25 protein-coding genes are annotated in these 23669 nt (G+C 58.5%); 23 read left to right on the top strand and 2 right to left on the bottom strand.

The window, feature by feature from the left end; genetic code table 11:
- Window position 1 precedes the first annotated feature (1 nt).
- The 15 genes from GWQ22_RS04990 to GWQ22_RS04920 all read left to right on the top strand — a co-directional run bounded on the left by GWQ22_RS04990 (window position 2) and on the right by GWQ22_RS04920 (window position 11836).
- On the top strand, window positions 2–916 hold the full coding sequence (locus tag GWQ22_RS04990) for a flagellar motor protein MotB (RefSeq protein ID WP_275929631.1): 915 nt from the start codon (window positions 2–4) through the stop codon (window positions 914–916).
- A gap of 4 nt (window positions 917–920) precedes the next feature.
- Window positions 921–1715 (top strand): ParA family protein, encoded by a 795-nt coding sequence (locus GWQ22_RS04985; protein WP_042034086.1) that lies wholly within the window; start codon window positions 921–923, stop codon window positions 1713–1715.
- The gene (locus tag GWQ22_RS04980; protein ID WP_275929630.1) at window positions 1712–2584 is read left to right on the top strand and encodes a chemotaxis protein CheW; all 873 of its coding nucleotides are present in this window, start codon (window positions 1712–1714) and stop codon (window positions 2582–2584) included. Before GWQ22_RS04985 ends, GWQ22_RS04980 begins: the two co-directional genes overlap by 4 nt.
- Window positions 2585–2653: 69 nt before the next feature.
- Complete coding sequence (locus GWQ22_RS04975) at window positions 2654–3142, top strand: chemotaxis protein CheW (protein WP_005298836.1); 489 nt, start codon at window positions 2654–2656, stop codon at window positions 3140–3142.
- 18 nt (window positions 3143–3160) lie between these two features.
- On the top strand, window positions 3161–3547 hold the full coding sequence (locus GWQ22_RS04970; RefSeq protein ID WP_108537473.1) for a DUF2802 domain-containing protein: 387 nt from the start codon (window positions 3161–3163) through the stop codon (window positions 3545–3547).
- 163 nt (window positions 3548–3710) lie between these two features.
- Window positions 3711–4346 (top strand): cytochrome c biogenesis heme-transporting ATPase CcmA, encoded by a 636-nt coding sequence (gene ccmA, locus GWQ22_RS04965; RefSeq protein WP_108537474.1) that lies wholly within the window; start codon window positions 3711–3713, stop codon window positions 4344–4346.
- Between the two features lie 4 nt (window positions 4347–4350).
- Entirely contained in the window at window positions 4351–5019 is a 669-nt protein-coding gene (ccmB, locus tag GWQ22_RS04960; protein WP_042034081.1) for a heme exporter protein CcmB, read from the top strand.
- 162 nt (window positions 5020–5181) lie between these two features.
- Window positions 5182–5922 (top strand): heme ABC transporter permease, encoded by a 741-nt coding sequence (locus tag GWQ22_RS04955; protein ID WP_275929629.1) that lies wholly within the window; start codon window positions 5182–5184, stop codon window positions 5920–5922.
- Between the two features lie 2 nt (window positions 5923–5924).
- Window positions 5925–6131: a heme exporter protein CcmD gene (ccmD, locus tag GWQ22_RS04950; RefSeq protein WP_108537475.1), complete on the top strand. Its 207-nt coding sequence runs from the start codon at window positions 5925–5927 to the stop codon at window positions 6129–6131.
- The gene (gene ccmE / locus GWQ22_RS04945; RefSeq protein WP_042034078.1) at window positions 6128–6619 is read left to right on the top strand and encodes a cytochrome c maturation protein CcmE; all 492 of its coding nucleotides are present in this window, start codon (window positions 6128–6130) and stop codon (window positions 6617–6619) included. Before ccmD ends, ccmE begins: the two co-directional genes overlap by 4 nt.
- An 82-nt stretch (window positions 6620–6701) precedes the next feature.
- On the top strand, window positions 6702–8657 hold the full coding sequence (locus GWQ22_RS04940) for a heme lyase CcmF/NrfE family subunit (protein WP_275929628.1): 1956 nt from the start codon (window positions 6702–6704) through the stop codon (window positions 8655–8657).
- Complete coding sequence (locus GWQ22_RS04935) at window positions 8654–9184, top strand: DsbE family thiol:disulfide interchange protein (protein WP_275929627.1); 531 nt, start codon at window positions 8654–8656, stop codon at window positions 9182–9184. The genes GWQ22_RS04940 and GWQ22_RS04935 overlap by 4 nt, the downstream gene beginning before the upstream one ends.
- An 11-nt stretch (window positions 9185–9195) precedes the next feature.
- A complete protein-coding gene (locus GWQ22_RS04930) occupies window positions 9196–9675 on the top strand; it encodes a cytochrome c-type biogenesis protein (protein WP_275929626.1) in 480 nt (159 codons plus the stop codon).
- A complete protein-coding gene (gene ccmI / locus GWQ22_RS04925) occupies window positions 9672–10943 on the top strand; it encodes a c-type cytochrome biogenesis protein CcmI (RefSeq protein WP_275929625.1) in 1272 nt (423 codons plus the stop codon). Before GWQ22_RS04930 ends, ccmI begins: the two co-directional genes overlap by 4 nt.
- Window positions 10944–11023: 80 nt before the next feature.
- Window positions 11024–11836 carry a VacJ family lipoprotein gene (locus GWQ22_RS04920; RefSeq protein ID WP_042034073.1) on the top strand — a complete coding sequence of 271 codons (813 nt, stop codon included), beginning with the start codon at window positions 11024–11026 and terminating at the stop codon, window positions 11834–11836.
- 132 nt (window positions 11837–11968) lie between these two features.
- On the opposite strand, the gene sodB is transcribed toward GWQ22_RS04920, so the two are convergent.
- The gene (gene sodB / locus GWQ22_RS04915) at window positions 11969–12553 is read right to left on the bottom strand and encodes a superoxide dismutase [Fe] (RefSeq protein ID WP_275929624.1); all 585 of its coding nucleotides are present in this window, start codon (window positions 12551–12553) and stop codon (window positions 11969–11971) included.
- Between the two features lie 286 nt (window positions 12554–12839).
- On the opposite strand from sodB, the gene GWQ22_RS04910 reads away from it, so the two are divergent.
- On the top strand, window positions 12840–13184 hold the full coding sequence (locus tag GWQ22_RS04910) for a Grx4 family monothiol glutaredoxin (protein WP_042034070.1): 345 nt from the start codon (window positions 12840–12842) through the stop codon (window positions 13182–13184).
- Window positions 13185–13249: 65 nt separating this feature from the next.
- Here the strand turns inward: GWQ22_RS04910 and GWQ22_RS04905 are convergent, their stop codons facing one another.
- Window positions 13250–14461 carry an RsmB/NOP family class I SAM-dependent RNA methyltransferase gene (locus GWQ22_RS04905; RefSeq protein WP_042034069.1) on the bottom strand — a complete coding sequence of 404 codons (1212 nt, stop codon included), beginning with the start codon at window positions 14459–14461 and terminating at the stop codon, window positions 13250–13252.
- A gap of 209 nt (window positions 14462–14670) precedes the next feature.
- Here GWQ22_RS04905 and GWQ22_RS04900 point away from each other — a divergent pair, with 209 nt between their 5' ends.
- The 7 genes from GWQ22_RS04900 to GWQ22_RS04870 all read left to right on the top strand — a co-directional run bounded on the left by GWQ22_RS04900 (window position 14671) and on the right by GWQ22_RS04870 (window position 23114).
- On the top strand, window positions 14671–16692 hold the full coding sequence (locus GWQ22_RS04900; protein WP_275929623.1) for a reprolysin-like metallopeptidase: 2022 nt from the start codon (window positions 14671–14673) through the stop codon (window positions 16690–16692).
- A complete protein-coding gene (locus tag GWQ22_RS04895; protein WP_275929622.1) occupies window positions 16689–17015 on the top strand; it encodes a hypothetical protein in 327 nt (108 codons plus the stop codon). Before GWQ22_RS04900 ends, GWQ22_RS04895 begins: the two co-directional genes overlap by 4 nt.
- A gap of 321 nt (window positions 17016–17336) precedes the next feature.
- Window positions 17337–19463 (top strand): reprolysin-like metallopeptidase, encoded by a 2127-nt coding sequence (locus GWQ22_RS04890; protein ID WP_275929621.1) that lies wholly within the window; start codon window positions 17337–17339, stop codon window positions 19461–19463.
- A 177-nt stretch (window positions 19464–19640) separates the two neighbouring features.
- Window positions 19641–20279 carry a pyridoxamine 5'-phosphate oxidase gene (gene pdxH, locus GWQ22_RS04885; RefSeq protein WP_275929620.1) on the top strand — a complete coding sequence of 213 codons (639 nt, stop codon included), beginning with the start codon at window positions 19641–19643 and terminating at the stop codon, window positions 20277–20279.
- Between the two features lie 44 nt (window positions 20280–20323).
- Complete coding sequence (locus tag GWQ22_RS04880; RefSeq protein WP_275929619.1) at window positions 20324–20938, top strand: glutathione S-transferase family protein; 615 nt, start codon at window positions 20324–20326, stop codon at window positions 20936–20938.
- Window positions 20938–22572 (top strand): GNAT family N-acetyltransferase, encoded by a 1635-nt coding sequence (locus GWQ22_RS04875; RefSeq protein WP_275929618.1) that lies wholly within the window; start codon window positions 20938–20940, stop codon window positions 22570–22572. Before GWQ22_RS04880 ends, GWQ22_RS04875 begins: the two co-directional genes overlap by 1 nt.
- A gap of 32 nt (window positions 22573–22604) precedes the next feature.
- On the top strand, window positions 22605–23114 hold the full coding sequence (locus GWQ22_RS04870; protein ID WP_042034061.1) for an N-acetyltransferase: 510 nt from the start codon (window positions 22605–22607) through the stop codon (window positions 23112–23114).
- Window positions 23115–23669: the final 555 nt, after the last annotated feature.

Here is a 23669-nt window from a genome sequence, read left to right as displayed (position 1 = left end):
CATGCGCAAGCGCTATCGTTTGCATCTGCAAGGTCGAGAACATCTCGATCGCTGGCTGGTTTCCTACGCCGACTATATGACGCTGATCTTTGCGCTGTTTGTGGTGCTCTATTCGGTGGCCCTGGTCAACAAAGATAAATATCGCGCCGTCATCGACGGCATGACCCAGGCGTTCAACGTCATGCAGCCACGCAGTGATGGCCTGCTGGAAGGGCAGGGACAGTCGCTGTTGAACAACGAGATATCGGCCGCACCCTCAGTGCTGGAGAGTGCTATGCCACCTTCCCCCTCCCTTGTTCCCATCTCCGGTGTGCCCATCAAACAAGATGGTATGGCTCTTGCGAAGATAGATACGCAACTGAAAGAGAGCATGAGCGCTCTGATCGAGGCCGGGGTGGTCAAGCTTACGCTGGACGACAACTGGCTGACGGTCGAGTTGAGCTCGGGTCTCTTGTTTGGCAGCGGCAGTGCTTTTATGAGCACCAATGCCTACCCTGTGCTCAATACGCTTTCAGGTATTCTGAAACCGGTCGATAACTATGTGAGAGTGAGAGGCTATACAGATAACCAGCAGATAAATAATGAAATTTTTCGCTCCAACTGGACGCTGTCTGCGGCAAGGGCCGAAGCCGTGCTCACCGCTCTCATCGCCAAGGGCATAGCACCACAGCGGCTTGCCTACGAGGCATACGGGGAGTTTTCTCCCTTTGCCGAGAATGACAGCGAACAGGGACGCTTACAGAATCGCAAGGTGGTGGTCGCTATTTCCAAGTTCGCATGGACGCCACCCGCAGCTCCCGCCAAGACTGTGATGGTGGCGCCGGTTCCTGCAGTGCAGCAGGCGGTAGAGGCAGGCGAGGTCAAGGTGATCACTCTGCCAGGTGGCGGCATACGTATAACAACAAGGCAGGATTGATACAGTGATTGTTTGGACGGTTGCCAACCAAAAAGGTGGGGTCGGTAAAACCACCACAGTAGTCGCGTTAGCCGGTATCCTGGCCCAGCGTGGCCAGCGGGTGCTATTGATTGACACCGATCCCCATGCTTCCCTGACCTCTTATCTCGATTTTGACTCGGATCGGCTGGACGGTACCCTCTATGAGCTGTTTCAGGCCGTCAAACCGACGGCCGAGCTAGTCAATAAACTGACGCTGCGAACCAAGTTTGACAACATCCACCTGCTGCCTGCCTCCATTACCCTTGCCACTCTGGATCGGGTGATGGGCAACCGGGAAGGCATGGGGTTAGTGATCAAGCGTGCCCTGCTGCGGATTCATGATCAGTATGACTATGTGCTCATCGACTGTCCGCCTGTGCTGGGGGTCATGATGGTCAACGCCCTGGCAGCCTGCGATCGGATCCTGGTGCCGGTTCAGACTGAGTTCCTGGCCCTAAAGGGGTTGGAGCGGATGATGAAGACCTTCGAAATCATGCAGCGATCCAAGCGGGAGAAGTTCCGCTTCACCGTGATCCCCACCATGTTTGACAAGCGTACCCGCGCCTCTCTGATGACACTGAAGTCCATCAAGGATCAACATGGGGATGCGGTATGGAACGCCGTCATCCCCATAGACACCAAGTTTCGGGATGCCAGCTTGCTCCACATTCCCCCTTCTATTTATTCGCCGAGCAGTCGCGGCACATATGCCTATGAGACCTTGCTCAACTATCTTGATGCCCAGGAGCGTCAACGTGCTCATGAGGTGGCATCATGAGAGACACAACCCAAGTGAGGGCCATGGATGATTACTTCCACTCCCTGTTGCTGGATGAGGCGCTGTTGCCTGATCTGCCAGAGGAGCCGGAACCTGCGCCCGCGATCCGGCTGCAACGCCAGCCTCAGGCACAGTCCGAGGTGGTGGTACAACCCTATCTGGAGGCCGATGAGCGACTCGAGCAACTGAGCGAGCTGCTTGCCCAAGTGGGGCAGGTGCAGTTTGAAATGGACGCGCTGAGCCATGAAGAGGTGAGCAGCGAGCCGCTGCAGATCGAGGTCGAAGATACCTTGCTGCTCGTTGAACCAGTATGGCTGGAGGAGATGCCAGCCCCTGCGATGACAGAGCCGTCGACGCTGGTGATGACAGAGACTGCGGTGGAACTGGCCCCTCAGGCAGAGGCCGCCCCATCGACTTGGGAGAATATCGATACCGGTAAGGAGTTTCAGGCGCTCTTTTTCGACGTCGCCGGGGTTACCTTTGCGGTGCCCCTGACCGAGCTTGGCGGTATCCATCAGATGGGAGAGGTCTCATCACTGTTCGGTCAGCCGGATTGGTATCGTGGCATCATGACCTCGCGCGATCAGAAGATGAACGTGGTGGACACAGCACAGTGGGTGATGCCGGGGCAGCATCTGGAAATACCGGATTACAAGTATCTGATTATGCTGGGTGAATCTCCTTGGGGACTCGCCTGTCATCATCTGAAGGGCACAGAGTTATTGCATCGTGATCAGGTCAAATGGCGTCACCAGGAGGGCAAGCGCCCTTGGTTGGCGGGCATGGTCAAGGAGAAGATGTGTGCCCTGCTGCACGTCAGGGAATTGCTCCTGCTGCTGGAGCGCGGGGTCAACATAGAAGGTCGCTGATAACTTCTGCACTTATGCTCTTTTATTGCTAGTTTTACCAGTAGACGTTTTCATAAAAGGAATAAAAACATGACAGAAAAGCGCAATATTGCACAGAATCTGGCCGAAGATGAAGTGCTGCAATGGGTCACCTTCCAGCTGGAAAATGAAACCTACGGCATCAACGTGATGCAGGTGCAGGAGGTGTTGCGCTACACCGAAATAGCCCCTGTGCCGGGTGCGCCCGAGTATGTGCTGGGTATCATCAACCTGCGCGGCAATGTGGTGACCGTCATCGACACCCGTTCCCGTTTCGGCCTGCCTTCCGGCGATGTGAGCGAGAACTCGCGCATCGTCATTATCGAGGCGGAGAAGCAGGTGATCGGCATCATGGTCGACAGCGTGGCCGAGGTGGTCTATCTGCGTTCCTCCGAGATCGATGCCGCCCCTGCGGTGGGTACCGAAGAGAGTGCCAAGTTCATTCAGGGGGTCAGCAACCGCGATGGCCAGCTGCTTATCCTGGTCGATCTGAACAAGCTGCTCTCCGATGAAGAGTGGGAAGATATTGGTTCCCTCTGATAGGAAAATGATGTGTCGATGATTGAGATAGCCGCCTTGGGGGTATCCTTGTTGGCCCTGGTGCTGGCCCTGTACGGGGTGATCAGCAGCCGACGTGGCCAGCGAGGGTCCGACGCCAGGGTGGAGACGCTACAAGGCCAGCTTGAGAGCCTGCGCAAGCAGATGATGGAGCTGCACACGGGGGCCATCGGCATGGGTCAGCGTTTGCAGTCCGTTGAAGGGGCAATGCAGCTGGTCAATGATCGCCAGCAGGAGCTGACCCTGCAGGATCCGGAGCGCCGCCTTTACAGCCGCGCCGCCAAGATGGTGGAGCTGGGCGCCGACCTCGACGAGGTCATGAATGAATGTGAATTGCCGCAAGCTGAGGCAGAACTATTGATTTCATTGCGAAAAGGCCGTTCATAGCCCCTCAGGAAGGCGCCCGCCTTCCTGATTTTTCCCGCCCATTTGATGCATCCCAAAGGCGGGATCTTCCCCACAAATCCGGCTGATAGTTGGCATCTTTGAAAAGACGCTCCCCAATACTGTGTTAATATGCAGGCCGCTTCTTTTCACTGATTACATCCTCATGCTGCTTCAAATTAACAATCTGAGCTGCGTGCGTGAAGATCGCACTCTGTTTGAACATCTCTCCTTTGCGGTGGCTCCCGGCGATCTGGTGCAAATTGAAGGCCCCAACGGGGTGGGGAAGACCAGCCTGCTCCGGCTGCTGACCGGTCTGTCGCAGCCGTTTGCCGGTGAGGTGTGCTGGAATGGCGAGAATATCCGCAGCTGTCGTGATGAATATCATGCCAACCTGCTCTATCTGGGCCATCAGCCTGGCGTCAAGGCGGCGCTGACGCCGCTCGAAAATCTCGCGTTCTATCAAAAGTTGCATCATCCGGCTCAATCGACGGTAGATTTGTGGCAGGTGCTTGCCCAGGTCGGCCTGGCCGGGTTTGAGGACTATCCCACCGGGCAGCTCTCCGCCGGTCAGCAGCGCAGGGTCGCCCTTGCCCGGCTCTGGCTCAGTGAAAAGCCGGCACTCTGGATCCTGGATGAGCCCTTTACCGCCATCGACAAGCAGGGGGTCAAGGTGCTGGAGCGGCTGTTCCTGGCCCACGCAGAGCGGGGGGGCATGGTGATCCTCACCACCCATCAGGACATGACCTTGATGGAAGGGCGGTTGAAGACCCTCTCTCTCACGCCCTCGCTGCAGGAGTAGTTTGATGTTGCGCGCCGTAATCCACCTTATTCATCGTGAGTTGTTGATGGCCCTGCGCCAGCGCTCCGACATACTCAACCCGCTCTGGTTCTTCCTCATCGTCATCACCTTGTTTCCCCTTGGCATAGGCCCCGAGCCCAAGCTGCTGGCCCGTATCGCCCCTGGCATCATCTGGGTGGCGGCCTTGCTGGCGGCCATGCTCTCGCTGGAGCGGCTGTTTCGCGATGACTTCAGCGACGGGGCGCTGGAGCAGATGATGCTGATGCCTCATCCGCTCGGGCTGTTGGCGCTGGCAAAAGTGATCGCTCACTGGCTGTTGACCGGTCTGCCATTGCTGCTGATCTCACCGCTGCTCGCCATCCTGCTGTCGCTGGACATGAACACTTATCTGGCGGTGGTCGCCACCCTGGCGCTGGGGACACCCGTGCTGAGCCTGCTCGGGGCAGTCGGCGTTGCCCTGACGGTGGGGTTGCGCAAGGGCGGTGTCTTGCTGAGCTTGCTGATCCTGCCGCTCTATATTCCGGTACTGATTTTTGCCACGTCCGCCATCGATGCGGCGGGCATGGGGCTGCCCTATTCGGGCCAGCTCGCGATCTTGGGAGCCATGCTGGCCGGTGCGCTGACCCTGACCCCCTTGGCGGTCTCGGCGGCGCTGCGGGTCAGCGTGAACTGATGAACGCTGTGGTAAGGCGTCTCGGGATGGGCTGCTATAAAAAACAGACTTGAGATAGATCAAGAGGATTGCTGCTTATTTCTTTCGGGGGATGTGATGTTTTCCGGCAGTGGGTATGGTAGGCCTCGCCACTATATTAATAACAGAAAGGTTTTGTGAGCTATGTGGAAATGGTTGCACCCTTACGCTAAACCCGAACGCGCTTATCAGCTGGCAGGGACCTTGCTGCCCTGGTTTGCCGTGACAAGCCTGCTGGCGTTCATCATAGGCACCCTCTGGGGCCTGGCTTTTGCACCCGCTGATTATCAGCAGGGTGACTCCTTCCGGATCATCTACATCCATGTGCCGGCCGCCATCCTCTCCATGGGGGCTTATTCCACCATGGCGGTGGCTGCCTTCATCGGGCTGGTCTGGCAATTGCGAATGGCCGACATGACGGTGGCCGCCGTTGCGCCGGTCGGTGCCGTGTTCACCTTCATCGCGCTGTTTACCGGCGCCGCCTGGGGCAAGCCCATGTGGGGCACCTGGTGGGTGTGGGATGCCCGTCTCACCTCGGAGCTGATCCTGCTGTTCCTCTATCTGGGCGTGATTGCCCTCTACAACGCCTTCAGCGACAAGGTGGTTGCTGGCCGTGCCGCCGGCATTCTGGCACTGGTGGGAGTGATCAACCTGCCCATCATTCACTACTCGGTGGAGTGGTGGAATACCCTGCACCAGGGCGCCAGCATCACCAAGTTCGACAAACCCTCCATCTCCCCCGAGATGCTGTGGCCGCTGCTCATCATGATACTGGCCTTTGCCACCTTCCTCGGGGCGCTCTCCCTGATGCGTTTTCGAAATGAGCTCTTGATGCGGGAGTGGCATCGCCCCTGGGTCATCGATCTTGCCAAGCAGGAGAAGTAAGCATGCACTTTGCCTCTTTCAGTGACTTCATGGCGATGGGCGGTTACGCCTTCTATGTCTGGCTCTCCTTCGGTCTGACCCTGCTTTGCCTGGTCGGCATCGTCATTTCCACCCGGTTGAAGACCCGCAGTCTGCTCGGCGAATTGCGCAGCAAGCAGGCCCGCGAGACCCGCCGCAAGGCGGCCCAGCAGATGGAGAACACCCTATGAACCCGAGACGCAAGAAACGCCTCAGCATCATACTGGCGATAAGTCTTGGCCTCGCTGCCGTGATAGGCCTGGTGCTTTATGCCCTCAGCCAGAATATCGATCTCTTCTACACCCCGAGTGAACTGGTGGAGGGCAAGGGGCCGGACAAGGTCAAGCCGGAAGAGGGGCAGCGCCTTCGCATCGGTGGTCTGGTGGTGCCGGGGTCTGTGCTGCGGGATCAACAGAGCCTCAAGGTAGCCTTCAAGCTGGTGGACAATGGCGGCCATCTGGTCACCGTCGAGTTTGACGGCATACTGCCCGACCTGTTCCGCGAAGGGCAGGGCATAGTGGCCCAGGGTACCCTCAAGAACGCCACTACCGTGGAGGCGTTCGAGGTGCTGGCCAAGCACGATGAGAACTACATGCCGCCGGAAGTGGCCAATGCCACCAATGGCATGCATTTCAAGCCGGAATATACCGAGGCGCAGTTGAAGGGAGCCAAGCAATGAATCCGCTGGCCCACCCGCCGTTTTTCCCGTTTCTCGCCTGTGTACCGGTTTGTGTCACGGCTCAATTGAAAGGAACCCTGCCATGATCCCGGAATTAGGACAGTTCTCACTGATCCTGGCCTTTGCCACCGCCCTGCTGCTGGGCGTCTATCCCTTGCTCGGTGCCCAGTGGGGGCGGCTTGGCATGATGTCGACGGCTCGTCCGCTGGCCTATGCCCAGTTCCTGCTGTTGTTGCTGTCCTTCCTGTGCCTGACCTGGGCCTTTATCGACAATGACTTCACCGTGCAGTATGTGGCTACCAATTCCAACACCCTGTTGCCGCTGGCTTATCGGATCTCCGCCGTCTGGGGTGCCCATGAGGGCTCACTGTTGCTCTGGGTGCTGACCCTGGGTGGCTGGACGGCGGCGGTGGCGTTGTTCAGTCGCAGCCTGCCGCTGGATGCGGTGGCTCGGGTACTCGGCGTGTTGGGGCTGATCTCGGTCGGTTTTACCGCCTTCGTGCTGTTTACTTCCGATCCTTTCACTCGCACTCTGCCCTACTTCCCGGTGGATGGACGGGATCTCAACCCGCTATTGCAGGATCCCGGCCTCATCTTCCACCCGCCCATGCTCTACATGGGCTATGTGGGCTTCTCGGTGGCCTTTGCCTTTGCCATCGCTTCCCTGATGACGGGGCGCCTCGACGCCACCTGGGCGCGCTGGTCCCGTCCCTGGACCATGGCCGCCTGGGTCTTCCTGACTTTAGGGATAGTGCTTGGCTCCTGGTGGGCCTATTACGAGCTTGGCTGGGGTGGCTGGTGGTTCTGGGATCCAGTGGAAAACGCCTCCTTCATGCCCTGGCTGGCGGGTACTGCCCTGCTGCACTCACTGGCGGTGAGCGAGAAGCGGGCCACCTTCAAGGCCTGGACAGTGCTGCTGGCACTCTCTGCCTTCTCCCTGAGCCTGCTCGGTACCTTCCTGGTGCGTTCGGGCGTGCTGGTCTCGGTGCATGCGTTTGCCTCCGACCCGACCCGCGGCCTGTTCATTCTGGGCTTCCTGCTGGCGGTGATAGGTAGCTCGCTCCTGCTGTTTGCTTTCAAGGGCTCGCAGGTGAAGAGCCACGGCAAGCACGAGCTGTGGAGCCGCGAGACCCTGCTGCTGTGCAACAACATCATGCTGGTGGCGGGTCTGCTGACCGTGCTGCTCGGCACCCTGTTACCGCTGGTGCACAAGGAGCTGGGGCTTGGCAGTATCTCCATCGGGACGCCCTTCTTCAACCACATCTACAGCTGGCTGATCATTCCATTTGCCCTGCTGCTGGGGCTTGGTCCGCTGTTTCGCTGGCGCCGTCAGGATCTGGGTGAGCTCAAGGGCAAGGTGATCCTGGCGCTGGTATTGAGTCTGGCCGCCGCCTTCCTGCTGCCGCTGTTGTTGGCCGAGGAGTTCAAACCCTGGGCCGCCCTTGGCATAGGCCTCGGCGCCTGGATCATCATCACCAGCATTCAGGAGACCTGGGTGCGCGCCACCCACAAGCACAGCTTTGCGGTCGGTGTGCGCAAGCTGGGCAACAGCCACTGGGCGATGATTTTCGGCCACGTAGGCTTGGCGGTGAGTATCATCGGCATCGCCTGTACCCAGAACTACAGCATCGAGAAAGACCTGCGCATGCAAGCCGGCGATCGGGTGCAATTTGCCGATTACGAGTTCGTGTTCACCGGGATTACCGAGAAGAACGGTCCCAATTACGACGGTTTCAAGGGCGTGCTGGAAGTGCACAAGGGTGGCAGGCTGGTCGCCCTGCTCAAGCCGGAGAAGCGCATGTACAAGGTGAGTCGCATGCCGATGACGGAAGCGGCCATCGACGCAGGTTTCACCCGGGATCTCTATGCGGCGCTCGGCGAGCAGCTTGACAACGGTGCCTGGGCGGTGCGGATCTACTACAAACCCTTCGTGCGCTGGATCTGGTTCGGCGGTGTCTTCATGGCCATTGGCGGCGTGCTGGCGATGCTGGACAAGCGCTACCGTTTTGGCCGTCGTGACGAGGAGGCCAAGGCATGAGCAAGAAAATCTGGTTGTTTTTGATCCCCTTTATCGTCTTTTTGCTGGGGTCAGTGTTTCTGTTCAAGGGGCTCTACTCCGATCCCACCAAGCTCGAATCCGTGATGGTGGGCAAGGCGGTGCCGGTGTTCACCCTGCAGGATATCTATGACCTGAACAAGCAGCATGACCGCAGCATCCTCAAGGGGCAGCCCATGCTGCTCAACGTCTGGGCCACCTGGTGCCCGACCTGCTATGGGGAGCACACCTACCTCAAGCAGCTGGCGGGGCAGGGGATCTACATCGTCGGCATGAACTACAAGGATGAACGCGCCAAGGCCATCAACTGGCTGGCGGAGCTCGGCAACCCCTACCAGATCAACCTCTATGACCCGGATGGCATGCTGGGGCTGGATCTGGGAGTCTATGGCGCGCCCGAGACCTTCTTCATCGACAGCCAGGGCATCATCCGCTATCGCCACGTAGGGGATGTCAACCCCGACGTCTGGGCATCGACCCTCAAACCCATCTTTGATGCCATGAAGTGAGGGAGAGCCTGATGAGAGTATTGATTGCATCCTTGCTGTTGCTGGCCGGATTGGGTGGCGCCGGTCAGGCGCTGGCCGCCATCGATGTCTACACCTTCGACAACGATACCCAGGAGCAGACCTTTCGCGAGCTGACCAAGGAGCTGCGTTGCCCGAAGTGCCAGAACCAGGATATCGCCGATTCCAATGCGGGGCTTGCCAAGGATCTGCGCGACAAGACCTATCAAATGGTGCGCGAGGGCAAAGAGAAGCAGGAAGTGGTGGACTACATGGTCGCCCGCTACGGCAACTTCATTCTGTATAACCCGCCGCTGATGGCGTCGACCCTGATCCTCTGGCTGGGTCCGTTGCTGGTCATCGTCATAGGTGTCGTCACTGTGGTGGTGCGCAGCCGTCGTCGCCCCGCGGCGGCCAGGCCGGCGGATAGCGCCCTGAGCGCGGAAGAGCAGCGTCGTTTGACGGCCCTGCTCAAAGAGGAAGAGAAACAATGACCGCATTTTGGATAGTGATCGCGGCCCTGCTGGTGCTGGTGAGTCTGGCGCTGGTAGTGCCGTTGTGGCGCGGCGAGGGCAAGCAGAGCATCAGCCGCTCGGCCCTCAACAAGCAGCTCTATCGCCAGCGTCTGCTGGAGATAGGCGAAGAGCGTGAACAGGGCATATTGGCGGAAGAGCCGGATTCCTTGATCGAGCTGCAACGCAGCCTGCTGGACGACATTCCCGACGTGGAGCAGACCGCCCGGGGTGGCAAGAGTCTGATCTGGATCCCGGGTGTGCTGGTGCTGGTGGTGGTGAGTCTGGGACTCTATTACCAGCTCGGCTCCTGGCGGGAAGTCCAGCGCTGGCAGGATGCCAACAGCCGGTTGGGTGAGCTGAGCAACCGTATTTTGGTGGAGCAGGATGCCCAGGTGACCGAGCAGGATCTGATGGACTTCATGCTGGCCTTGCGCACCCGTCTGAAGGACGAGCCGAACGATTATCGCGGCTGGCTGCTGCTGGGCCGCCTGTCGCTGGATGGTAATGATCCCGAGATGGCCCGTGAGGCGCTGGAGCGAGCCTATGCGCTGGCGCCACAAAAGGCCATGGTGGCCGTGCCCTATGCCCAGGCACTGATGATGACCGGAGGTGAGGCTCAGGCCGATGAGCTGCTGCGTAGCGCCATTGCGCTGGATCCGGCCAACATAGAGGCTCGCTCCGTCTATGCCTTCATGGCGCTGCAAAAAGAGGACTTCAAGACGGCGCTGCTGCGCTGGCGCGAGATGTTGCCGCTGATGGAGAAGGGCTCGACTCGCTACACCATGGTGGAGCGCTCCATCGACTATGCCGAGCAGCAGCTGAAGCAGCGTGGCATGGCGGCGCCAAGCGTGCCGGCGATCCAGAGCGAGCAGGCACAAACCCAGGCGTCTGTTCAGGTGCAGGCCGGTGAGTTCCCGTTGCACGTCACGCTGGCCCCCGGCATCCAGCCGCCGGAGGATGCCCATCTGTTCGTGTTTGCGGTGATCCCCAACGGGCCACCCATGCCCATCGCGGTCAAGCGCATAGCGGGTCCCCAGTTCCCGTTGACTCTGTCACTGGGGGATGGTGATGCCATGATGGAGGGCAGCAAGCTTGCTACCTACCCGCAGTTGCAGTTCAAGGCCCGCCTCTCCCGCGGTGGTAACGTCATGAACAAGGAAGGGGCGTTTGAAGGGGTATCGGCTCCGATCCCGACGGACGCAATTCCGTCAGCGCCGATTGACATCCGCATCGATCACGCCCTCTAATACTCCCTTGGCCCGGCCCCTCGATGGGGCCGGACTGCCTATAATCCAGATTAATCACAATAAAAAGCTAGGACTTCCATATGTATGTGCGTTTAGGGGCATTGATGGTGGCGTTGTTGCTGGGTGGCTGTGCAGGTGGTCCGCCCCAGCCGGGTCCTGCAAGCCTTGACCTCAAGAGGGCCCAGAGCCGGCCAGCGGCGACCAGCACGGCCAGCGATGCTCGTGACCCTTTCCAGGGCGCAAACCGGGCCATGTGGGTGGTCAACTATGATGTGCTGGAGCCTTACGTGGCCCGCCCCGTGGTGCACGGCTATGCCAACTACGTTCCGCAGGGCATGAAGGATGGCATCGAGAATCTGGTGGAGAACTTCAACGAGCCGAGCAGCATGGTTAACCATCTGATCACGGGTGATTTGAAAGGGGCCGGGACCAATCTGGGACGCTTTACCATCAACACAACCGTGGGCGTACTGGGGATATTCGACGTGGCCAAGTATGCCGGGCTTGAGCGTGACAAGCTGGAGTTCAATACCGTGCTGGGCAGTGCCGACATCGGGGATGGCGCCTATCTGATGGTGCCTGTCTATGGCCCCAGTACCACCCGCAAGCTGGTCGGGGACACCATCGATACCATCTACTTCCCCTATGCGCTGCTGACATTGCCGCTGCGCATCACGCACTGGATGCTGGATGGATTGGGCACCCGCTCCAAGCTGATCGATCAGGAGCGGATCATTGACAACGCGCTTGATCCTTATGCTCTGACCAAGGATTTCTTTTTGCAACACAACCAGAACAAAGTGACCGGTCGTCAAACCGAGTTCAAGCAGACGCCTGCGCAGAAGGCTGACGATGTCAATCTGGATGACTATCTGGATGAAATCGACCAGTGATGAACGAGCATCCGGTTTAACAACAAAGGCGCCTGCGGGCGCCTTTCTCGTCATTATTTGGCAGCTGGGTGTGGTTGTATGCACCATAAAAAAACGCCCCGCAGTGCGGGGCGTTTTGGCAAGAAGCGGCTATCAGGAAGCCAGGTTCTTGGCCACGAATTCCCAGTTAACCAGGGTCCAGAAGGTTTCCATGTACTTAGGACGCAGGTTGCGGAAATCGATATAGTAGGCGTGTTCCCACAAGTCAACGGTCAGCAGCGGCGTGGTGCCGGCTTCGGTCAGCGGGCAACCGGCGTTGGACGTGTTGACGATGGCCAGAGAGCCGTCGGCTTTCTTTACCAACCAGGTCCAGCTGGAGCCGAAGTTGCCGATGGCAGACTTGGTGAACGCATCTTTGAACTCGGCAAAGGAGCCGAACGCCTTATTGATGGCATCAGCCAGGGCGCCGGTCGGCTCGTTGCCGCCGTTCGGGGAGAGGCAGTGCCAGTAGAAGGTGTGGTTCCAGATCTGGGCGGCGTTGTTGAAGATGCCGCCAGTGGAAGTCTTGATGATCTCTTCCAGAGACTTGCCTTCAAACTCGGTACCCGGCACCAGGTTGTTCAGGTTGACCACATAGGTGTTGTGGTGCTTGCCGTGGTGGTATTCCAGAGTTTCCTGGGAGATGTGCGGTTCCAGAGCATTGATTGCATAGGGCAGAGCGGGAAGTTCGAATGCCATTTTCTACTCTCCATTGGCTGGCCGTGCGAAGGCGACGGTTGCAAGACATTGCGTACTCTTTTCTATTTTGAAAAGAATTGTTCTTGAAATGATGGGGCCAGTTGGCCCAAAGCCCATCGATTGTACCAGCATCAAAGATGGGCTAACAACTCTTGATTCTCGCCATGACTTGGATCAAGCTGCGGCGTATTGATTCATCACTTCTTGCATCCGGGACGGTTTGTCAGTTTGTGGTCTGCCTGGATTGCAGTAGAATGGCCGCCGAAATCGCTCTAGTGAGGCACCTATGGAAACTATTGAAAAGATCAAACAGCAGTTGGCTGACAATCCCATCATCCTTTACATGAAGGGGTCCCCCAAGCTACCCAGCTGCGGTTTCTCTGCCCAGGCCTCCCAGGCTCTGATGTCCTGTGGCGAGCCGTTTGCTTACGTCGACATACTGCAAAACCCGGACATCCGCGCCGAGTTGCCGAAGTTTGCCAACTGGCCCACCTTCCCGCAGCTGTGGGTAGAGGGTGAGCTGGTCGGCGGCTGCGATATCCTTATCGAGATGTTCCAGGCTGGTGAGCTGCAGGCCCTGATCAAGGAAACTGCCGCCAAGCACAAGCCGGATGACGCTGCTGCCGAATAAGGTCGCATCTGCATCATGTAAAAAGGGGAGCCAATGGCTCCCCTTTCTTATCACGGCTGACGGGATCAGCTGATGCGTTCGATCCGTGCCATATAGAAGCCATCAAAACCGGTCGCGGACGGGCTGACGGTGTGGTCGTCCCGCAGACGGTAGTTGTCGTTGGCAGCCAGGAACTTGTCCACCTGCTGGCGGTTCTCCTGGGGCAGGATGGAGCAGGTTGCATAGACCAGCAGACCGCCGACCTTCACCATCTGGCTGTAGCGCTGCAGTATCTCCTCCTGCAGGGCCACCAGTACCGGCAGCCGCTCTGCGGTGTCACGCCACTTGGCATCCGGGTTGCGCTTGAGCACGCCCAGTCCCGAGCAGGGCACGTCCAGCAGCACGCGATCTGCGGTGCCTTTCAGGCGCTTGACCGTCTTGCTGCTCTCGATGACGCGGGTTTCCACGTTGTGGGCACCGGCGCGGCGGGCGCGTTGCTTGAGGTTTTCCAGCTTCCACTCTTCCACATCCATCGCCAGCAAACGGCCCTTGCCGTTCATCATGGCTGCAATGTGCAGCGTCTTGCCGCCGGCACCGGCGCAGGCGTCTATGACTCGCATGCCCGGCGTCACTTCCAGCGCGGCAGCCACCAGTTGGGAGCCCGCATCCTGCTGCTCGAACCAGCCATCGGCAAATGCCTTGGTGCGGAACAGCGCTGCGTCAGTGGTGACCTGCAGCGCGGTGGCGACCCCTTCCACCGGAATGGTCGAGATGTGTTCCTTGGTCAGCACGGCTTGTAACTCTTCCCGCGATCCCTTGAGGGTGTTGACCCGCAGGTAACGCTTGGGCATCCAGGCCAGGGCCGCGCGCTCGGCAGGCCAAGCCTCGCCGAGTTGCTCGCTGCCCAGCTTCTCCAGCCAGCTGGGGCAACCGTCCATCAGCACAGGGTTCTTCTTCGCTTCGGTCAGGCGGCGACGGAATGCCTCTTCGTTGAAGCGATCCAGCGTTGGGTGGTTGGGTTGAGCAATCTTGTGAAAAGCGTGCCAGCTGTGCAGCAGCGGCCAGACATTTTTCTCGGCCTGACGTACCTGAATACCGGTCAGGGCGCAATAGAGGCTGAGGCGACGCAGCAGATCGCCAGTGACCAGAGCAATCCTTGCCTGTTCTTGCGGTTTGAGTTCGATGCCTGAAAAGTGACGGGCATAGGCGCGGTCCAGGGTGAGACCCTGGCCTAGCACATCGTCAACGATGGCAACGATCAGGTCCCCGAAACGGGGCAACAGTGGGGATTTAAGCATGAGATTAACCTTGGTCAAATAAAGACGAACTGTCGTCATGGTGACGCAGCTCTAAAACTGATAAATCCGCGCAATGATAGGGGCTAGACAGGGTTGGTGCAACACTCCCCATTCGGGGAATATACAGACGATGGTGCTGGACTAATCGGACCAGCAGGAAAATGATGCCGATTGCAGTTCAGGTGAGTGCATTTAAAAGGACTAAAAAGATGCAGTTGATGAAATATTCGCCCTTGGCGCTGGTCGTGGCCAGCCTGATGAGTTCGGGTGGCCTCGTGGCCAAGGAGTGGAACACGGTGGCGGCGCGCGCCACGGCGGCGGACGGTTATGAAGTGCGGGCCAACCAGTTCCGGGTGGCCAAGGTGCCCCTCGATTACTTTGCCGGACTGCAGGCCGGGGCGCGTCAGCTGACCCTGCCGCTGCCAGACGGAGGCGAGGTGACCTTCACCCTGCAGGCCTATGACCTGCTGCCCGCCGATCTCGCCGCTAGGTATCCCGACATCCTGACCTTTAAGGGTCATAACCCGGCGGCGCCGGTGGAGACGGGTCGCTTTGACCTGGGCCCGCAAGGTTTCCATGCCATGTTCACCCACCAGGGCAAGATGGTGTTCGTTGACCCGCTGCGCAATGCCGAAGGCTATGCCGTCTATTACCAGCAGGATGCCTACAGCCGGCTGGAAGAGGAAGCAGACAGGGTGATCGGTGCCGACGCCAAAACCTTGGCCCGCAAGGTGCAAGTGGATGGCAACGAGCGCAAGCGCTACGTCATCGCCATCTCGGCGGCCGGGGAGTATACCCAGTTCCACTGGGGCTCCAAGGTGCTGACCATGGGGGCCATAGCCACCCTGCTCAACCGGGTGAACGAGGTATATCAGCGCGATGTCGGGGCCGAGTTCCAGCTGGCCAGCGGTAATGACGCCATTATTTTTACCGATCCTGTTACTGACCCCTTTTACAACGGTGATAACCCGAATTACATCGACGGTGTCAGCAGCCCCTATGAGGCTGATGACGTCAGCAAAAACGTCTTGGTGCAAGGAGAGGCTCTTACCAAGGGCAACCTGGGTTCCTTCGACATAGGCCATGTGCTCAACACAGGCGGTGGTGGCCTGGCCGAATTGGGCGCGCTCTGTACGGCCACCAAGTCGGCAGGCATGACGGGTTCATCCACCCCGGTGGGGGATGCTTTCTTTATCGACTATGTGGCCCACGAAATCGGCCACCAGTTTGGTGCAGATCATACTTTCAACGGCACCGCCAACAATTGCGGCGGTGGCAACCGGGTCGCCGGACTGGCGTTCGAGCCGGGCAGCGGCAGCTCCATCATGGCCTATGCCGGTATTTGTGGTGACGAGAACATACAGCTGCACAGCGATCCCTATTTCCACAGCAAGTCCATCGAGCAGATGCGGGCTCACATGGCTACTGTGCCAGCCTGCGGCACCACGCTGAGCCTTAGCAACAACGCCCCCCAGGCGGCTGCCGGGGCCAGCCATATCATTCCGGCCAACACGCCATTTGTGCTCAAGGGCGCCGGGGCGGATCTGGACCAGGATCCTCTGACTTACACCTGGGAGCAGATCGATCTGGGCAACCCGTCCAGCAGTGCCCTCGACATGATCGACGAGGGTTCCGGTCCGCTATTTCGCTTCGTGTCGCCGACCGGCTCGCCGGAGCGGATCCTGCCATCCCTGCCATCCCTGCCATCCCTGCTCTCCGGCTCGTTAGCCAAGGGAGAGGCCTGGCCCACCACCAACCGGAGCCTCAACTTCCGGCTCACGGTACGTGATGGCAAGGGCGGCGTTGCCAGCGATGACATGAAGGTGCAGGTGGTCAACACCGGCAGCGCTTTCCGCCTGACCAGTCCCCTTGGCGTGGCGGTGACACCGGGCGCCAGCCAGTCGGTCAGCTGGGATGTGGCGGGCACCAGCGCGGCCCCGATCAACTGCAGCAAGGTGGACCTGTTTGTGACTCAGGATGAGGGGGCTAACTGGGCGACCCTGGCCAGCAGCGAGCCCAACAGTGGCTCTGCCACCGTCACCCTGCCGGCCAACCTCACCAGCAGCGTCAGGCTGAAAGTGGCCTGCAGCGATAACATCTTCTTCGCCATCAGCCCGTACAAGTTGCCTGTGGTACAAAGTGGCGGTAACTCGGGCGGGGGTGGGGGCGGTTCGCTCGGTTTCTGGACCCTGGCACTGGCTCTACTCGGCTGGCAACGGAGGCGGGCATGAGAGTCACCGGCTTGTTGCTGCTCACACTGCTCGGCGGATGTCAGGCGAATGCCGACCCTCTGGAGCAGGCGGTCAGCGCCAGCCTTGCCAAGCAGGATTACCGGCTGATTGTGCGGGCCGGGCGCGGTGAAGTAGCGCCCGGTATTCCTGCAGAACAGCAGGCGGAGGCCAAGGCGCGCTGTGGTGTACGTTATCTGGATGGACTGGGTGATGTGATAAGGCCCGGTCAGCAAGAGATACATGCCAAGCTGAGGGCCTACGCCAGCGAATATAACCAGCAGATGTTGAAGCATTGCCCTCCTCACTCTTTAAACGATCAGTAATGCCTGGTTATCAAGAGGGAGGTGTAAACCTCCTTCTATTTTTTGTAAATATTGGCGGGGCGAGCCGGCATTGATGAGGGTTGTTACGCGCAATATCTAACTGATTTTGAAGATTTTATAAAGGAAGCTAAACATAAGTTTGGAGTTATTACCCCCTTTTCAGCTGGGGTGAAAATGCTTTTCAAGTGAGGCTTCCTATGAAGCCTTTTTTTGTAACTTTTTGTTTTTAAATGTTTTAATTTTATTTGATTTCTTGTCTGAAAAGTTGAAATGTGATGTGCGTCACGTTATTATCGTCAGCTGTTCAGTCAGGTGATTAAAATGATGAAGTTCAAAATAAAAGCAATCTCAGTTGTCATCGCAATGTCAGCCAATATCGCGCTGGCATCCCCATGGCATATGGTCGAAAAACGTAGTAAGCAGACGGATGACGTTGTCAGTGCCAGTAGCTATACGGCATTTGAAGTCGATCCTGATTTTTTAGACAAGATTCATGATGGTCTGAGCACCATTACGTTACCCTTGCCTAATGGTCATACCGTTGACTTCGAGATTGCGGCCTATTCGGTATTGCCGCCCAAGCTGGCAGCCCAATATCCAGACATCAAGACCTTCAAGGGGCATGAGGTTAATAATGCCAATAACACGGGGCGCTTTGATATAGCGCCACGTGGTTTTAACGGCATGTTCATGCATGAGGACGAGCAGGTTTATGTCGATATACAGCGAAACGGTTATTATGCTGTCTATTATAAAAAAGATGCGCGTTCCAGTCAGGGGCAACACATTAATGAGGTTGTTGAGGACTCAAGTTTAAAACAGCGGCATGCCAGTAGTGGCGAAGCCCAGCGCAATGAGACCAACTACAGTGCAGCACTCAAGGTGTACCGGATCGCCATATCGACTACGGGGGAGTACACCCAGTACTTTGGTGACAAAGCTCGAGCGCTGGCTTCGCTGGCGACCTTGGTTAACCGGCTCAATGATGTGTATGAGCGCGATATCGGTGCTCGCTTTGAGCTGGCTGAAGGTAATCAACATATCATATTTACTGACCCAGCTTCAGATCAATTTTTCAATGGCTCTAATAAAGCTTACGTAAAAGGCGTTTCAGATTGGCTTGACAAAAATGATGCGCGGAGAAATACATTTGTCCAAAAATTCTATCAGAATACAGGAGATCTTGGCGATTTTGATATCGGACATGTGTTGACGACGGAGCATAACGCAGGAGTCGCGGCTGTTGGGTCTTTATGTACTGCGGATGGTGTTACACAACTTAAATATAGATCTAACGGTATGACGGGAAATACCGAACCTGTCGGTGATGCATTTTTTGTCGACTTTGTCGCCCATGAGATAGGTCACCAGTTTGGCGCACGTCATACTTTCAATGCCATCAACACGGTGGGCTGCTCGTCTGGTTCACGTGCGGCTGAGAATGCATGGGAACCCGGTAGCGGCAGCTCCATCATGGGTTATGCAGGCCTCTGTCAAGAGCAGGATCTGCAGCCCCATAGCGAGGCCTATTTCCATAGCAAGTCCATCGAGCAGATGATTGCTCATATTGCCACGACAGTCCCGGAGAGCTGTGGTCGAGCTGAAAATAACGCGAATCTGGCGCCAGTAGTTACGGTGGGGGCACCACGAGTGATCCCGGTGCGCACCGCCTTTAGACTGGTGGGCTCAGGCAAGGATGCTGATGGTGATCGGCTGACCTATAGCTGGGAGCAGGTCGATCTGGGTAAAGCGACGACCAATGCATGGGAGCTGATCTCTGGCAATAACAGCGATGGCCCCCTGTACCGGTTTGTCGCGCCAAGCGCGTTGCCGGTTCGTGATTTTCCCTCATTGGCAACCCAGCTAAAAGGTTTTGAAGCCGTTGTTCAGCAACCGATAGATCAGGCTATCAAGGGGGATGTTTGGGCTGGTAGCGAGCGCACCCTGAACTTCCGTCTGGTGGCCCGTGATGGCAAGGGGGGCGGTGCCTATGGCGAGACCTCGGTCGAGGTTGTGGATACCGGTTCCCGTACCTTCAAGATCCTGCCGGCATCGGATAAAACCATTCTGGTGAACCGCCCGACCACCGTAAATTGGGAGGTGGCTGGTACAGATGGGGGGCGGGTTAACTGCCAAGATGTCGATCTCTCCTACAGCAGCGATGAGGGCGCGAACTGGCACCCTTTGGTGAGCGGGGTCCGCAATAACGGCGCCCATGACGTGACCATACCGGAGCCTGCGGGCACCTCCGTTCGTCTCAAGCTGGCGTGTAGCGACAATATCTTCTATGCCATTACGCCAAAGCTGGCGACCAAAGCGGCTCCCGAGCCTCAGCCCCAGCCTGAAAGCAATGGCGGTGGTGGCGGTGGCGGTTCGACTGGTCTATTCGCGCTGTTTGGTCTTGGTATCGCTGCGCTGCTGCGTCGTCGTGAGGCCGTGAGCCACTAAACCTGATGACCAAAGGGTGAGGGTTCTCATCTTTGGGATATTCATTATTCAAGCGAAGAGGCCTTAGCCTCTTCGCTTTTTTTGTATGGTTTACAAGGTCACTTTATCGAGCGCACAATGCCTGCAATCATTCTCTTGATGGTCGTGGAACCATTATTTATTTTAAGGAAAATCAAGATGATGGATGTAGCTGATCTGCGCCGTGAATACACCCGGGGCGGATTGCACCGGGCCGATCTGCCAGCCGACCCCCTGGCGCTGTTCGAGAAGTGGCTGGCTCAGGCCTGCGAGGCCAAGTTGACCGATCCCACCGCCATGGTGGTGGCGACCGTGGATGCCGAGGGGCAACCCTGGCAGCGCACCGTGCTGCTCAAGCACTACGATGCCGAGGGGATGGTGTTCTACACCAACATGGGCAGCCGCAAGGCGCACCAGCTGGAGGGCAACCCCCGCATCAGCCTGCTCTTTCCATGGCACACACTTGACCGTCAGGTGCACGTGACGGGTCGGGTGGAGAAGATGAACACCTTCGAGGTGATGAAGTACTTCCACAGCCGTCCCAAGGATAGCCAGATAGCTGCCTGGGTTTCCAAGCAGTCGACCCGCATCTCGGCGCGCGGCGTGCTGGAGGCCAAATTTCTCGAGCTCAAGCAGAAGTTTGCCAAGGGGGAAGTGCCCTTGCCGAGTTTCTGGGGTGGCTATCGGGTGCGGATCGACACGGTCGAATTCTGGCAGGGTGGCGAACATCGGCTGCACGACCGCTTCTACTACAACCGGGAAGGGGAAGGCTGGCACATAGAGCGGCTTGCACCCTGATCTCCCGTTTATCCTCTGCAATCCTGTGCTGACAAGGAGTCTGTATGCGTCTATATGGCGATCTGAGATCCGGCAACTGTTACAAAGGGTGGCTGCTGGCCCGCTGGCTGGAGTTGCCCCTCGACTGGGTCCCGGTGGATATCCAGGCCGGTGACAACCAAACCCCGGCCTTTCTGGCCATGAATCCCAACGGCAAGATCCCCGTGCTGGCCATCGATGAAGGGGATGCGCTGGCTGAATCCAACGCCATCCTCTTCTATCTGGCGCAGGGCTCGGCGCTCTGGCCGGCAGAGGCGCGTCAGCAGGCCGAGGTGCTCAAGTGGCTGTTCTTCGAGCAATACAGCCACGAACCCTACATAGCGGTGGCGCGTTTCATCGTCCACTATCTGGGCCGCCCTGAATCCCAGGAGGCGCGGCTCGACGGCCTCAAGGCCGGAGGTGAGCGGGCGCTGGCGGTGATGGAGCAGCAGCTGAAACAGCGCCCTTACTTGTGCGGCGACGCACCGACCATCGCTGATATCGCCCTCTATGCCTACACCCATGTGGCGGAGGAGGGGATCTTCTCTCTGCAGGGTTGGCCCGCCATCCAGGCCTGGATCGCCCGCATCGAGGCTCATCCTCGCCACCTGAGCCTGCCGGCGGCCTGTCAGGGCCGCTGATGGAGTTGTTGATCGAGCGGGCGCTGTGGCAACCCCATTGGGCCCCCGTGCTGCAAGCCTGGCAGCACGGGGGCCATCGCTGGCAGCTGCTGCTCAGCAAGGAGGCAGAGTCCCACCTGGCAGAGGAGGAGGATCTCTGGTCCGCCTGCCCGCCCGATGGGCTCCTCTTGGCCACTTCGCTGCTGGCTGCCTGGCTCGACGGCGATCTGATCGCAGATGTTCAGGCGGACCCCAGCCGTCAGATCCTCATCAGTGCTTCGGCCTCCCTGCTGACCCTGGCCAAGGAGAGCGGTCTGCTCACCCTGGGCCCGCTCGGGGCGGATCTGGTGCTGACGGCGGACGACGACATGGGCGCCGTGCTCAACCGCCTGCTTGCCCGCCGTGTGAGTGTGCCTCTGCTACGTGAGCCCGCTTCTGCATCATTCTCTTCTGCGCTGGTGCTGCGGCCGTTGCTGGCCGACGACGAGGCCCAGGTGGTGCGCTATTGCAGCGACGAGGCGCTTTCGCGCTATACCCTCAATATTCCTCACCCCTACCCGCCGGAGTGCGCCCGTGACTGGCTTGTCGGCAGCTGGCGCAAGGCGGCGCTGGGGCTGGGCTGGAGCTGGGCCCTGACGCTGCCGCAGGAGGATGAAGTGGCTCCGCTGGTCGGGGTGATCTCGCTGCACTGGAACGGCGATCTGGCCTGGTGGGTCGGCGTCCCCTGGCAGAACCGGGGGTTGGCTACCCGGGCCGCGCAACGGGTCAAATCCTTTGCATTCGACACCTTGCAGTTGCCGGCGCTGACAGCGTGCCACATGCCGGGCAACCTCGCCTCCGGCCGGGTGATGGCCAAGCTCGGCATGCACTATCGCGGGCTGCGCGGCCAAACCGCCCGGCAGCCGTGCGAGGTGAGCTATTGGCGACTGGACCGGGCCATCAGCCTGCCCGAGCCAGTGACCCGGCAGCTGGCGCACTGGCTGGCGGACGAGCGGGTGGCCGTGGCTATCTTGCATGGCGTCGATGCACAGGTCGGTTTGGGCCATGGCCACCCATCGCAACTCACCCTGTATCTGGATGAGCAGGGCCATGATACCGACTTGCCGGGCGTCGCCGCTGATGATGGCGCCAGGCTCGATATCATCTGCTATCCGCTCAGTGAGCTGGATCAGGCCGAACCCGAGCGGCTTCATCTGCTGGGCGGTGTGCTGCTCAAAGACAGGGACGAGCAGGGACTTGCCTGTTTGCTGCAACTGGCCAGCCTGCGGCGCCAGGGGCCCGTTCTGCTCACCCGCGCGCAGCGGCAACAGCGGCTCGGCTGGATTGGCAAGATGGCGCGTCGCACCGGCCTGCCCGCGACCGGGGCCAGTGCTGGGGACGCGGTCGCGGGGCGCTATCGCCAGCTTTGGCTGCTGGTGGAGCTGCCAGCCCTGATCGATGAGCTGGCCGGACATTGGCATCAGGGGCCCGAGTTTACGCTGGCACGGCTTGAGCAAGAGGATGCCGCGCTGTTTGCGGCATACGGTGAGGCCATTACCACACTGATGCCGACGGCCTTGCTGGGGTTGCTGCGGCAACTTGCGGCGCGCTTTCCTGAGTCCACCCTCCCATTTCTGGACAAAGGTGCTCAGGCTGACCGGCACTTTGTGGAATAATGCCCGCTCTGCTGTACGAGGAGTAACGCTGTATGCTGAGAACCGAGCGCCCCGGCGACATGTTGCCGGTCTATGAACTGGTGAGCGCCGCTTTTGGCCGTTCCGATGAGGCCGAACTGGTCAACCGCCTGCGCGAGTGTGGCGCCGCCGTGGTGACCATGGTCGAAGAGGAAGAGTACGAGTTCATGGGGCACCTGATGCTGAGCCCGATCACCATTAACGGCCTGGAAGGGCCCTGGCTCGGTCTGGCACCGGTGGCCGTGCATCCGGACTGGCAGGGGCAGGGCATAGGCTCGGATCTGGTACGTGAGGGGCTGGACACGGCGCTGGAAATGGACTGGAAAGCGGTGGTGGTGCTCGGTGACCCGACCTATTACGGCCGCTTCGGTTTTCGTCCCGCCAGCGAGTTCGGCCTGCACTGCATCTACGAAGTGCCCGCCGACTGTTTTCTGGCGATGGAGCTGCAGGAAGGGGGGCTGGCCGGCATGGCCGGTGAGGTACTCTACCACCCCCTGTTTGACGAGATCCCCGACGAACAATGAGCAACAAAACGGCAGCCTCAAGGCTGCCGTTTTGTTATCAAGACAGGTTGCAAGGTATGCAATCTTTCCGCCGAAGCCCCCTCGATTGTCATCAGAGACAGTCTACTGCGACCTTGCAACCGGCCTGCTGACGGCGTGCCCGTGATCGGGTGGTCTTGGGGCATGAATAGTATGCCGATTTGTCACTGAATAACGCAACGTTACCCGGTACCGGTCCGCTGTATTGTTGCCTCTTTTCAAGAGGATTTTCCTTTGCAATATCTCGTTACAACTTTTTCTGAAAAAAAATCTGTTTTTGTCTAGCAGGTAACATTTTTTAATCAGGCGCTGTTATTGATGTTTTACTCATACGAGAATGCCCGTGTAAGTTCGTGAAGATGATTCAATAAATAAGGATGCATAATCTATTCACTGTGAGTCTTGGTTATTTTTGTTCATTTTTATCAAGTAAATGCCAGTAAAGTGGATGCTGTTTACATCTATATCGCATAGATGCAAATAACCTCCACTTAATGTTGTCCTTGTAAACAAGGATAATTCACTCAGCCATGATGA

Origin of the sequence: Aeromonas sp. 1HA1 (assembly GCF_029237385.1) — a bacterium.
Taxonomy (GTDB): Bacteria; Pseudomonadota; Gammaproteobacteria; order Enterobacterales; family Aeromonadaceae; genus Aeromonas; species Aeromonas popoffii.
Note: the sequence above shows the minus strand (reverse complement) of the source record. Positions and strands in the feature narration are given on the sequence as shown.